The sequence below is a fragment of the Euzebyales bacterium genome, assembly GCA_035461305.1.
Taxonomy (GTDB): Bacteria; Actinomycetota; Nitriliruptoria; order Euzebyales; family JAHELV01; genus JAHELV01.
Window position 1 is genome coordinate 1 of the sequence record DATHVN010000090.1, and the last position, 12,721, is coordinate 12,721.

Annotated in this window: 9 protein-coding genes and 1 pseudogene; 4 read left to right on the forward strand and 6 right to left on the reverse strand. The window is 72.2% G+C overall.

Going from position 1 to position 12,721, the window contains the following annotated elements:
• A partial coding sequence (locus tag VK923_08430) for a TetR/AcrR family transcriptional regulator C-terminal domain-containing protein (protein HSJ44691.1) occupies positions 1-350 on the reverse strand: 350 nt, incomplete at its 3' end.
• A 410-nt stretch (positions 351-760) separates the two neighbouring features.
• On the opposite strand from VK923_08430, the pseudogene VK923_08435 reads away from it, so the two are divergent.
• A pseudogene (locus tag VK923_08435) lies at positions 761-1,072 on the forward strand (PPOX class F420-dependent oxidoreductase).
• 1,096 nt (positions 1,073-2,168) lie between these two features.
• Here VK923_08435 and VK923_08440 read toward each other — a convergent pair.
• Positions 2,169-2,999, reverse strand: coding sequence for a lamin tail domain-containing protein (locus VK923_08440; GenBank protein ID HSJ44692.1), 831 nt, complete (start codon positions 2,997-2,999; stop codon positions 2,169-2,171).
• Positions 3,000-3,314: 315 nt separating this feature from the next.
• Here VK923_08440 and VK923_08445 point away from each other — a divergent pair, with 315 nt between their 5' ends.
• From VK923_08445 to VK923_08455, 3 genes are read left to right on the forward strand one after another with little or no spacing between them, the layout of a single operon-like run.
• On the forward strand, positions 3,315-5,201 hold the full coding sequence (locus VK923_08445; GenBank protein HSJ44693.1) for a penicillin-binding transpeptidase domain-containing protein: 1,887 nt from the start codon (positions 3,315-3,317) through the stop codon (positions 5,199-5,201).
• Positions 5,202-5,254: 53 nt separating this feature from the next.
• Positions 5,255-5,797 carry a GNAT family N-acetyltransferase gene (locus VK923_08450; GenBank protein ID HSJ44694.1) on the forward strand — a complete coding sequence of 181 codons (543 nt, stop codon included), beginning with the start codon at positions 5,255-5,257 and terminating at the stop codon, positions 5,795-5,797.
• A gap of 39 nt (positions 5,798-5,836) precedes the next feature.
• On the forward strand, positions 5,837-6,085 hold the full coding sequence (locus VK923_08455; protein ID HSJ44695.1) for a cold shock domain-containing protein: 249 nt from the start codon (positions 5,837-5,839) through the stop codon (positions 6,083-6,085).
• 21 nt (positions 6,086-6,106) lie between these two features.
• Here the strand turns inward: VK923_08455 and VK923_08460 are convergent, their stop codons facing one another.
• From VK923_08460 to VK923_08475, 4 genes are all read right to left on the reverse strand, one after another.
• Positions 6,107-6,415 (reverse strand): AzlD domain-containing protein, encoded by a 309-nt coding sequence (locus tag VK923_08460; GenBank protein ID HSJ44696.1) that lies wholly within the window; start codon positions 6,413-6,415, stop codon positions 6,107-6,109.
• 169 nt (positions 6,416-6,584) lie between these two features.
• A complete protein-coding gene (locus VK923_08465) occupies positions 6,585-7,331 on the reverse strand; it encodes an AzlC family ABC transporter permease (GenBank protein ID HSJ44697.1) in 747 nt (248 codons plus the stop codon).
• The gene (locus tag VK923_08470; protein ID HSJ44698.1) at positions 7,307-8,122 is read right to left on the reverse strand and encodes a DNA-formamidopyrimidine glycosylase family protein; all 816 of its coding nucleotides are present in this window, start codon (positions 8,120-8,122) and stop codon (positions 7,307-7,309) included. Before VK923_08470 ends, VK923_08465 begins: the two co-directional genes overlap by 25 nt.
• A gap of 3 nt (positions 8,123-8,125) precedes the next feature.
• The gene (locus tag VK923_08475) at positions 8,126-12,694 is read right to left on the reverse strand and encodes a DEAD/DEAH box helicase (GenBank protein HSJ44699.1); all 4,569 of its coding nucleotides are present in this window, start codon (positions 12,692-12,694) and stop codon (positions 8,126-8,128) included.
• Positions 12,695-12,721: the final 27 nt, after the last annotated feature.

Sequence of the window (12,721 nt, forward strand, 5' to 3'; positions counted from 1 at the left end):
GGCACGGCGGCATCGTGGAGGAACATGGCCCGGTTGAGCGGTTGGGACATGATGAGCCAGTTGAAATGCGTCGCAGCGACGAGCGGGTCGTCGCAGTACAGCAGACCGCGAGCGGTCAGACGCTCGAAGGTCTCAGCAAGCGCGTTGATGATGCGTCCAGGTCCCTGCTCGTAGAAGGCGAGCCCGAGTTCGGGGAACCGGTCGACCTCGCTGATCACCAGGCGCCGTACACGAATGATCCGCGGCTGCATGACGAGCGCGAGCTCACTTCGGGCGAGATCTCGTAGGTCAGCAGCGACATCGCCAGTGTCCCGTAGGCGCTGCACCTTCCCGTGCACAGGGTCGCTCACGGCCTTGACCGTGGCGACGACAACCTCGACGAAGAGTCGGTCCTTGTCGGAGAAGTGCGCGTACAGTGCGCCTCGACACGCCAGCGGCTGCGGCGATCTCGTCCATGCTTGTTCCGAGGAACCCGGTGTCGAGGCATGCCGCGGTAGCGGCGTCGGCAATCGCCTGCCGCTTGCGCTGTGAGCGTCCCTGTCGCCCAGCCGCGACCGCACGGTCTCAACGCTACGCGGAGGTGCCACTTCGGCGTCTCGACGTTGGCGGCAACGTTGAATACTACACCGTGCAGTTTACATGACAGGAGGGAGCGTGTCGTTCACGGAGGAAGAGATCGAGTACCTGCGGTCCCAGCCACTGGCCAGGCTCGCCACAGTGGCACCTGGCGGCCAGCCGGACGTGACCCCCGGTTGCCTTCGAGTTCGACGGCACCCACTTCTGGATCGGCGGCGGGGACACCGTCCTGGCAACCCGCAAAGTCCGAAACGTGCAGCACGGCCACGCCACCGTCGCACTCGTCGTTGACGACCTGGTGTCGTTCGACCCGTTCATCGCACGAGGCATCAGGGTCTACGGCACCGCCGAGCAACCGATCGAGCGTGTCGGGATGGTTGGACCTGGCCGCTACATGCGCATCACTCCTACCGTGTCATGGAGTTGGAACATGCAGGGCGAGCCAGTCGGCGAGACGTGGTACCGCTCCCGTAAGGCCGTTCACACCGTCGCCTGATCTGGGCCGCAACTCCTGGTTGCGTCTTCCCTTGGCGACGTGCGCACGGACGTGACGAGGACCGCACAACACGCTGTGGTCCGGCCGGCCCCTGAGCATGCCGAGGGCGGGTTGCAGCCTGGCCACCGCCGGACTCACCACGTGGGCGCCTTCTCCACCGCCACGGCCGCGGGCAGCTCGGGCAGCCCGGCCCGCAACAGCCCACGGCATCGACGATGCCGACGCCGTAGTCGCCGCCCCACCCGTTGCCGACCCAAACCGGACGGCACCCGGTGACCCCCGCTGCGCAGCAACGTCAGGAACGCGTCCTGCACCCGTGCGGCACCGTACTGCCCCGCGGACACGGTCGGGTCCGTGATGGGCCAGCCACAGCGCCGCGACCCCGGCCAGGACGAGACCGCGAACGACGTGCCGCGGCGGCAGTTCCCACGCCACCTGCGCACCGACAGCATCAAGCGCCAGGTCACCTCAGACGAGCACGCCAGGTCGATCACACCCCACCCGCATCCGCTCGCAAGTGACGCCCCCATCACGACGTCGCGGCCGAACGCGCTCGACCGCAGATCCGGCTCGACCACGCCGGACTCCCGAGCCAACCTCATGGCGGGGTCATACGCGACGCGGCTGAGGCCGTTGCTCGGTACAGATGGAACTGTGCCGCTCACCGCCCACCACGGCGCCAACACGTCCGGTGCAACGGTCCCCGAACAGCCGCGCCGCAACCCTCAACCTCGCCGACCGCGGTCCACATACCCAGACGGCGACGCACACCATCGGTCAGCATCTCACCCTGCGCCTGCCGCGCAACGCCCGCGGGCAACCCCACCAGCAACCGGAGCGAGCCCACAGACCGATCACCTAGCCGCACCGTCACATCCTCCACGCCCACCGTCGAACCACGATGGCATTCGTGGCCGACGCCTGCTCGCGCGCGTTTCGGCTGGTCCGGGGGCACACCAGCGTCGGGCGTTGTGGGCGCGGGCGCACAGCCGTCGATGCTGGTCAAGCCGTGACGACCGACGGGCGACCGGGAGAATGCTGCGTTCGCGTGCGGCGGTTGTGCCAGGCTCTCGGCCATCGCAGCGGTGACGGATCGTCACGGGTAGCGGAAAGACCGCCGGATGTCTCCGTGCGGGTCGACGAGGAAGGCAGCGCCGCCGATCGCGGTCTGGTCGTCGGTGGGATCGAGGAACCGCTCGCTGGTCGCACCCCAGTAGTGGGTCCGCCCGCTCCGGGTGCCGCTTCCGGAGCGCAGGATCAGCCTCCTGCCCGGCGGGACCCTGGTGCCGCTGGGGAACACGTAGCGGTCCGGACTGGCGTTGCGGACCCACCACCCCCCGAGCCGCAGCGTCTCGTCATCAAGGTTCGTGATGGTCACGGACTCAGCGCTCAGGTCGCCGACGAAGTTCACCCGCAGTTGGATCTGGATCCCTGCCTGTGGCCCGCTCCCGCACGCGTTCTTGTCCCAGATCCGTCGACCCAGCGCCTTTCTGCTGTCCTCGATCCTGCGGTACTCGCTGTTGCGCCCCCATTCGTCGGTGAGCGCGGAGGCATTGGCGAGGCTCGACCCAACCAGCCGATTGGCGAGGTTCTTGAAGCTGCCGTCCGGTTGTCGCGCGTAGACGGTGCGGCGCATCCGGTCGCGACTGTGGCTTGCGACGTCAATCGCGTACAACCGCGTGACGCGGCCGAGGGTCAGGGCCCTCGCACGCGCGGTTGCCGCCGCCGCGTGGCACTCGCCGATCTCGTTGGCATTGACGCCGGTCAGCCGCACCTTCCTCGGCCTGTTCGTCCCGTCCCCCCAGATGTCGACCCTGATCGTATCCCCGTCGACGATGCCGACGGTGCGCCCCCGCTCCTGGAGCGTCTCGCCGATGCCGGATGCCGGCTGCGCGACTCCCAGCAGCGCAGCCGATACGCAGACCAACAGACCTGCACGCAACGATGCCCCCACCGCTCACCCCGCCTGTGCTGTCTCCGCACCGTGGTTACGTTCTACACAGCGCGGAACCGGACGTCACCTGTTTCTTGGCTACGCTGGCCACCGTCCGGGTGTGCGTCATCGGGGGGGATTCGCTGCGAACCGGCCACGCCGTCGCCTGCGCCGCGACACGAGGTGCCGGGTGCCGGGGACGGGACATCTCCGCCCATGACACAATCGCGGCCCGCCGGTGACGTCGCCGGGCCCGTGGCGGCCACGGGGTCGCCATCCGGATCGTCCTACGTATTCGTGAGCCCGTCCATGGACACCGCACGCCGCCTGAACCTTGTGCTGCTCGTCGCGCTGCTCGCCGCCGCGTGCGGGTGCGCCGTGCTCGATCGCACGCCCGATCCGCAGCCGGTCGCCAAGGCGTTCGCGTCTGACCTGCGCAACGGCCGCGTCGACGGAGCGGACCTGGTGCGTCCCGGCGACGCCGACGCCGCCGTCGAGATGCTGGCCGATGTCACCGACGAGCTCACCACATCGCCGTCGGTTGGCGTGATCGGTCCGGTCGAGGTCATCGAGAGCACCTCCGTCGACGGCACCGCAACCCGCGCACTGGCTCACCTGCGCATCTCGTGGGAACTGCCGACCGGGACGTGGGCGTACGACGCACGACTCCCGTTGCTCCTCGTCGACAACGGGTGGAAGGTCGACTGGAGCTCCACCATCGTGCACCCTCGGCTCGGTGATGGCCGGGCACTGCGCCTGCGGACGACGGCACCGGCACGCGGGCCGATCCTGTCGGCCGATGGCCGGCCACTGTTCAGGCGGCGGCCGGTCGTCACCGTGTACGTCCAGCCCCGCCGGATGCGCAGCGCGGAGCAGGTGGCGCGGGCGGCCCACCGGATTCTGGGCGTCGATCGCGCGTCGTTGCAGGTGCGGGTCGACGACGCCGACCCCGACGAGCTGGTCGAGGTCATCACGCTGCGCATGGACGACTACGCACCGCTGCGCGCCACGCTGCAGCCGGTGCCCGGTCTGGTCTTCCGACGTGGCGACCTGCCGCTGACCCCCGACCGGGCCTTCGCCCGCTCCGTGCTCGGCCGGGTCGGGCCTGCGACCGCCGAGGTGCTCGAGGAGGCGGGCTTCGGGTTCGACGCCGCCGACACGCTCGGGCTATGGGGGCTCCAGCGGCGGTTCCAGCGGGCGCTCGCCGGGACGCCCGGCGTCAAGGTCGAGGTCGTCGAGGTCGGCGGAGAACCCGTCCAGACGCCGCACCGGACGCGACCGGAGGACGGGGAGGCCCTGCGGACCACGCTGGACCCATCGGTCCAGCGTGCGGCAGACCACGCGCTGTCCACCGTCGGCGGGCCCTCGGCGCTGGTCGCGCTGCGCGCGTCGACCGGCGAGGTCCTTGCGGTCGCCAACGGTCCCGACGGCGGATCCGAGAACCGGGCGTTCACCGGCCGGTACCCGCCCGGATCGACGTTCAAGGTCGTGTCGGGCGCGGCGCTGCTGGTCGGCGGCATGGAGCCGGGCACGCGGGTGCACTGTCCGCGCTCGGCGACCGTCGGCGGGCGCACGTTCACCAACGCCGGCGGGTTCGCGCTGGGCACGACGACCCTGCGAGGCGCGTTCGTTCGGTCGTGCAACACCGCCTTCGTCCAGCTCGCCGACGGGCTTGATGACGGCGCGATCATGACGACAGCCGACGTGCTGGGCTTCGGTGGGACGTGGTACTCCGGCATCGACGCCTACACCGGGCAGGTGCCGGCTCCCGAGGACGACGTCGAACGCGCCGCGACGACGATCGGACAGGCCCGTGTGCTCGTGAGCCCCCTCGTCATGGCCTCGGTCGCCGCGGCGGTTCAGGACGGCACCTGGCGGCCACCGACGCTGCTACCCGACCACGCCGCACCCGGCGACACCCCGCCCGCGCTCGACCCGTACGTCCTGCCGACCATGCGCCGGATGATGCGCGGCGTCGTGACCGACGGTACCGGCCGGGCGCTGGCGAGCGTGCCGGGTCCACCGGTCCGCGCCAAGACCGGGACGGCGGAGTACGGCTCGGCGGATCCACCGCGCACCCACGCGTGGGTCATCGCGGCACGCGCCGACGTCGCCGTGGCGGTGCTCGTTGAGGACGGCGGCGGTGGCGCCGAGGTCGCGGCGCCGGTGGCGGCACGGTTCTTCCGCTCGCTGTAGGACACCCCGTTCAGGCTGCGGCCCAGCACCAGCGGCTGCTAGCGTGCGCCGCCATGCAGCCACCCGAGCGGTTCACGACCGAGCGTCTGCACCTACGACCCGTGACCGTCGCCGACGCCGACGCGTTGTTCGACGTCTACGCCGGCGACCCCCAGGCGACCCGCCACCTCTCGTGGCGCACCCACCAAGGCGTCTCCGAGACCCGCGAGTTCCTTGCGGGTGCGCAGGCCAGCTGGCACGAGGGCACCGAGTGGGTCTGGGTGCTGCTCGTGCGCCCCGAGGATCGACCGGTCGGTGCGATCAGCGCCGCCAACACCCCCCACGGCATCGAGATCGGCTACGTCCTGGGACCGCAGTGGTGGGGACACGGCCTGATGTCCGAGGCGCTCGAGCAGATCCTCGGTTGGTTCCGCTCACAGCCTGACGTCCACCGCGTCTGGGCCTACTGTGCTGTCGATCACGTGCGCTCGGCACGGGTCCTCCAGCGGTCAGGTATGACGTATGAGGGCACGTTGCGGCGCTGGGTTGTCCTCCCGAATCTGGCGGAGGAGCCGTCGGACGCCAGGGTGTTCAGCTGGGTCCGGGAGGACGTATGAGGCTGGGTCACGACGTCGGCGCCCCGGGGGGGATAAGTGATGGCAGCGAAGACCGCGCCGGACGCGTCGGTCCGCGTGACCGGTCACGTCCGCTGGTTCTCCCACAAGGGGTTCGGCTACCTCGCGACCGACGGTGGACACGACGTCTACGTGCACCACTCCGCGATCGTAGGCAGCGGGTTCCGTACGCTGCCGACCGACGCGCGCGTCAGCTTCTCGATCGTCCAGACGCGCCGCGGACCCGAGGCCGTGGACGTCCGCATCATCGACGGCGACGACGTCGGGTAGCGGCTCGACGCCCGCCAGGCCCTACGCCAGGGCGCGTACCACGGCGGTCGCCGCTGCGGCGCCCAGCACGACGACGACGAACGGTGCACGCAGCCCCAGCAGCGCGGCAGCGACGACCAGCGCCGACAGGCGGGCGTCGACCACGAGGGCGCGCCCGGCCGTCACGGTGCTGGTGACCACCAGCGCGGCCAGCAGTGCGGCGGGCAGCAGGTTCGCACCGCGCGCGAAGACAGCGGGGACGTCACGCCGCCCCAGCAGCAGCGGTCCCGCAGCCTTCAGCACGTAGGTCCCCGCCGCCAGAACGACCAGGGTCACCACCGCGGTGCTCACGTCTCGCCGCTCCGGGCCCGCGCAACCACAGCGCACCGGGCCCGCGGGACCGCGACGCGCCCGACCTGGGGGGCGAGCACGCGCCCTACGGAGCACACCGTCCCAGGAACCACGAGGCGCCCGACCTGGGAAACCAACACGTGGCCCACGATGCACACCGTCCCCGGGTTCACGAGGTGGAGTGCGTCGGGCGGGTCCACAGCACGACGGGGACCGCGGCGGCAGACAGGATGATGGGCAGGCCGGCGGGCAGCAGCGGCACCAGCACGAGCGCGACCAGGCCGCCGAGCAGCGCGACGCGCCGCTGCATCGTGTCGGCGAGGCGCGGCCACACCAACGCGAGGAACGCCGCAGGGATCGTCGCGTCGATGCCGAGGTCGGTGACGAAGGTGCCCGTTCCCGAGACCAGCAGCGCGCCGGCCAGCGTCGAGACGTTCCAGGCCACGAACACCCCGAGGCCGCCGGCCAGGTAGCCGAACCAGCGCAGGTCGGGCTCGTCGACCGATGTGCCGACTGCCATCGCCTCGTCGATCATCAGCTGCGAGGCCAGCGCCCGGCGGGACCACGACCTCGGGAACACCGGAGCCATGACCAGGCCGATCGCCAGGCACCGGACGTTGAGGAGCAGCCCGGCGAGCACCGCCGCCGCGACCGTGCCGCCGCTGCCGAGCACCGCCGCCGCGACCGTGCCGCCGCTGCCGAGCACCGCGACCGCCGCGAACTGCGCGCTGCCGGTGAACACCAGGACCGATAACCCTAGGGCGGTCAACGGGTGCAGGCCCGCTTGGGTGCACAGCACGCCGAAGGCCAGCCCGAAGGGCGCCACGGCCGCGGCCAGCGACAGCGCTCGGCCCAGCAGCCGGCGCCGCGCCGGGTCCGAGATCGCCGCCGTCATGGCCGGCCCGGCCCCTGGCACGATTGACACCAGTAGGTCAGCCGCCCCTGGTCACCCTGCCTGGCCACGGCGATCGGGCGCTGGCACCGCGGACACGGGCGTCGGCTCCTGCCATACACGTGCAGGTCCCTGCCCGCCCCCGTCGCCGCGGTCGTGACCCGGCGCGCCTGGCCGGGCCGCACGTTGCGTCGCAGCAGCTGCACGGCCGTGTCGAGCAGCGCGTCACGCGTCTCCGGGTCGACCTCGGCGACCGGCGTCCACGGGTCCACCCGGTGGATGAAGAGCACCTCGTTCTTGTAGACGTTGCCCACGCCGGCCAACACGCGCTGGTCCAGTAGCGCCTCGCCAATCGTCATGTCGCCGCCGGCGTCCAGACGCCAGCGCACCTCGGCAAGGTCCGGCTGCTCCCCCAGGGCGTCGGGTCCCAGCGCTGCCAGCGTCGGGTGACGCGCGACCTGGTCAGCCGACAGCAGCTCGATGACCGGCGCCGAGAAGCACAGCGCCAGCCACTGCGCGGTCTCGAGGCGGAACCGCAGCAGGTGGCGCGGCTTGCGCCAGCGCTGGCCGTGGCGGTACAGGTGCCACGACCCGGCCATGCGCATGTGGCTGTGCAGTGCGAGCTCGCTCGGTGAGAACCAGATCACCAGGTGCTTGCCACGCGGCTCGACGGCACCGACGGTCTGGCCGACAAGGCGCTGCTCCCCCAGCGCGCGCACCTGCCCGACGGTCGTCGCCACGGCGGTGACGGTCTCGCCCTCCAGCGCGTGGCGCAGCGCCCGCGCCGCCCGGAAGATCGTGTCACCCTCGGGCATCGCTCAGCCGACCAGCCGCCCACCCGTCGGCCGCTCCGCACCGCGCCGCCGGATCAGCCCCCGCGGGTGGTCGACGAACCCGGCAGCACGCAGGTGGTCCAGGACCGGCTGGTCCTGCGGTGCATCCCCATCGACCCGTTGCAGCTGGAGGCGATCCACCCGGCCGTCGTCAACCAGGTCCGCGAGGGCGGCGGCGGCCGCCGCCAGCGCCTCGCCGTCGTCACTGAAGGTGAGCAGCGACCGCCCGCCACGCTCCACGAAGACGGCCAGCGCACCGGCGACGAGCACGACGTGCGCGCCCGCCGCCCGCTTCGGCAGGTGCCGGCTGTCGTGGAGAGGCGCCGGCCAGTCCAGCGCGGCACCGTACGGGTTCGCCGGGTCGGTGGCGGCCAGCACGCGCGTCGCGGCGTCCTCGCCGGCGACGTCGGGCGTGCGCACCGCCCGCAGCCGGTCGACCGCGCCTGGCACGGCGAACTGCGCCCCGCCGAGGCCCTCGACGAAGTAGCCGCGCCGGGTGCGGCCGGACTCCTCCATCGCTCGCAGCACGCCGTAGACGGCACTGAACCCGCCCACGACGTCCTCGGCACGGACCGCGTCCCGGGTCAGCACCCCGTAGCGGTCCAGCAGCTGGGCGGCCAGCGCCGTCGCCCGCTCGGTCGGCGTGGCGCCATCGCCGACCAGGTCCGCTACCAGCGACCAGCGGCCCGCAGCCCGTGGAGGGCCGGTGCGGGTCGCTACGCGCCCGGGGCGGCGGCGCCGCGACGACCCGGCGCGGCGAGGTACCCTCCCGCGCAGAGCGCGCAGAGGCTGGAGGCTGTCGTTGGTCACCAGGCCGGCCCACACCAGGTCCCACAATGCCTCGACGACGGCCGGCTGTTCGCCGCCGCCGGCCGCGATGTACAGGTCCGGCCAGAACGACGCACCCCGCGCGTGCAGGTGCGTCAGCAGCGCCTGGTGAACAGGGCCGCCGAGCGGTGCCTCCAGCTCGTCGGGCGGATGCGGGACGAGCAGCGGTGCCTGGTCGCGAAGGTACAGCGCCACGCGTCCGTCGTCGGAGCCCAGCGGTCCCCGCCCCACCCACACGATGTCGCCCGTCGCGGTCAGCTCGTCGAGCCACGCGCTGCGGTAGTCGGCGACCCGCAGGGGCAGGATGTCAACCTCGAGCACGCTCGCGGGCACGGGCGCGGCCTGAAGCTGCTCGACCGCCTCGAGTGTGCGGTCGACACCGCGCGCGCGGCTGCCGACGCCCTGCCACCCGGGCAGGAAGCGCGCCAGCGCCTCGGGCTCGACCGGCTCGACCTCACGTCGGAGCGCGGCCAGCGACCTGCGCCGCACGCGACGCAGGACCTCGGTGTCGCACCACTCGCGGCGCACGCCTCCGGGCCGGAACTCGCCGCGGGTGACCCGTTCCTCGCGCTCGAGCTCGGCCAACGCCAGGTCGACCGCGTCCGTGGGCAGGCCGAGCCGGTTCGCGACGTCGGCGGCGTGGAACGGGCCGTGGGTGCGGGCGAAGCGGGCGACCAGGTCGACCAGCGGGCGGCGCACAGGCTCGAGGAAGGCGTCGGGCAGCCCGGACGGCGGGGGGATGCCCAGACCGTCGCGCAGCCGGCCAGCGTCCTCGGCGGCGACCCACCGGTGCTCGCCGCCGATCCCGGTCTCGTACACCCTGCGGGAGCACGCCAGGTCGTCCAGCCACGCGTGCACCCGCTCCTCCTCAGCCGCCGTCCGGGCGACGACCTCGTCGGTGCGCAGGTCGCCGATGGCCCGCAGCAGGTCGTGTACGCCGTCGGCGTCCCGCGCGCGGCGGTCGGGCACGAGCCGTTGCAGCTCAAGCTCGAGCTCGGCGAGTGCGTCGGCGTCGATCAACTCGCGCAGCTCCTCGCTGCCGACCAACTCGGCGAGCAGCTCGCGGTCCAGGCTCAGCGCGGCGGCCCGTCGCTCGGCGAGCGGCGCGTCCCCTTCGTACATGTAACTGGCTATGTAGTTGAACAGCAGCGACGATGCGAACGGCGACGCGACGGGCGTCTCGACCTCCACCATGCGGATGCGCCGCGCGGCGATGTCGCGAAGCAGGGTGGCCAGCGCCGGGACGTCGAAGACGTCGCGCAGGCACTCGCGGTACGTCTCGAGCAGGATCGGGAACTGGCCGTACCGGCTGGCGACGGCCAGTAGGTCGGCGGCACGCTGGCGCTGCTGCCACAACGGGGTCCGTCCGTCGGGGCGGCGCCGAGGCAGCAGCAGCGCCCTCGCCGCGCACTCACGGAACCGCGAGGCGAACAGGGCCGCGTTTGCCAGCTCACCGACGACCAGGTCGTCGATGTCGTCGGGGTCGATCGCGACCAGGTCGAGCAGCGACAAGTCGGTCTCGGTGCCGTCGGGCACGCGGATCACGATGCCGTCGTCGGCGTGCATGGTCTGCACCGGTACGCCGAAGCGCTCCCGCAGGCGCGCTTCGATCGCCAGCGCCCACGGCGCGTGCACCCGGCCGCCGAACGGCGACAGCAGGCAGATCCGCCAGTCGCCGATCTCGTCGCGGAAGCGCTCCACCACGATCGTGCGGTCGCTCGGGATCACGCCGGTGGCCTCGACCTGCTCGCCGAGGTACGCCGTCAGGTTCCGTGCGGCCAGCACGTCCAGCCCGTAGTCGGTGGTCAGTGCGTCGCCCGCAGATCCCCGCGCCGCGTCGGTGAGCTCACGCAGGAACACACCGACCGCACGCCCCACCTCGATGGGGCGTCCCAACCCGTCGCCGTGCCAGAACGGCAGCTTCCCGGGCTCCCCCGGCGCGGGCGACACCAGCACCTGGTCGCGCGTGATGTCCTCGATCCGCCACGTCGTCGAGCCGAGCGTGAACGTCTCGCCGGGACGGGTCTCGTAGACCATCTCCTCGTCGAGCTCTCCAACGCGCCGACCATCGCCCTCGCCGGCGATGAACACGCCGTACAACCCGCGGTCGGGGATGGTCCCGCCGGAGGTGACGGCCAGCCGCTGCGCCCCGCGTCGACCGTCGATGCGGTCGGCGACGCGGTCCCAGTTGATCCGCGGACGCAGCTCGGCGAACTCGTCAGAGGAATAGCGGCCGCTGAGCATGTCGAGGACGCCGTCGAGCTGCGCGCGCGGCAGGTCGGCGAAGTTCGCCGCTCCGCGCAGGCACGCGAGCAGGTCGTCAACGGCCCACGCGTCCATCGCCGACATGGCCACGACCTGCTGGGCGAGCACGTCCAGCGGCGTGCGCGGGTAACGGGTGTGCTCGATCTCGCCGTCGAGCATCCGACGGACGACGACGGCGCACTCGACGAGGTCACCGCGGTACTTGGGGAACACCTTGCCGACGCTGACCCCACCCACGTGGTGACCGGCGCGGCCGATGCGCTGGAGCCCGCTGGACACCGACTTCGGCGACTCGACCTGGATGACGAGGTCGACGGTGCCCATGTCGATACCCAGCTCCAGCGACGACGTCGCGACGACGCAGCGCAGCTCACCGGACTTCAAGCCCTCCTCGATCTGCAGCCGCTGCTCGCGCGCCACCGACCCGTGGTGCGCACGGGCCAGCGGCGGCGCCTCGGGGTCCTCCTCGCCGGCGAGGTCGTTGAGCCGGGAGCACAGCCGCTCTGCGAGCCGCCGCGAGTTGGCGAACACGATCGTCGAGCGGTGGGCGCGAATCAGCTCGAGGATCCGCGGGTGGACCGCCGGCCAGATGCTACGCCGCACTTCGGTGCCGCCGGCTGCGGGACCGGTCACGGGCTCGTCGATGATGTCGCCGAGGCTGCCCATGTCCTCGACGGGCACGACGATCTCGACGTCGAGCGGCCGGTGCGCAGGTGCCTTGACGATGCGCACCGGGCGTGGCGTCCACTCCGCGCCCGACGCGTCCCCACCGCCCAGGAACCGGGCGACCTCCTCCAGCGGCCGCTGGGTGGCGGACAGCCCCACGCGCTGCATCGGAGCCACGGCCCCGCGCGCGCCGCGCAGGTGCTCCAGTCGTTCGAGGCTGACAGCCAGGTGGGCGCCGCGCTTGGTGTTCGCGACCGCGTGCACCTCGTCGACGATCAGAGTCTCGATCGCGCCGAGCACCTCACGCGCCTGCGACGTCAACAGCAGGTACAGCGACTCGGGAGTGGTGATGAGGATGTCCGGCGGCCGGCGCGCCAGGCGGCGACGCTCGTCTGCCGGGGTGTCCCCCGTCCGCATCCCGACCTCGACAGGGTGCGCCGCGACGCCAGCTCGCTCCGCCGCGTAGGTGATGCCGACCAGGGGGGCGCGCAGGTTGCGGTCGACGTCGTAGGCCAGCGCCTTGAGCGGTGACACATAGAGCACGCGGGTGCGGCGGGCCCCGTCGGGCGCGGGCCCGAACAGCAACCGGTCGACGCCCGCAAGGAACGCCGCGAGTGTCTTGCCCGACCCGGTCGGGGCACTTACCAGCACGTTGGCGCCGGCGCCGATGGCCTCCCAGGCGCCCAGCTGCGCCCGGGTCGGCGCGGCGAACGACGACGTGAACCAGGTGCGGGTCGGCTCGTGGAGGTGGTCGGGAAGGTCGGTCATCGTCGTGGTCAGCGGCCACCCCGTCATGCGCGGTGCAGCGCGGGATCCGCCACT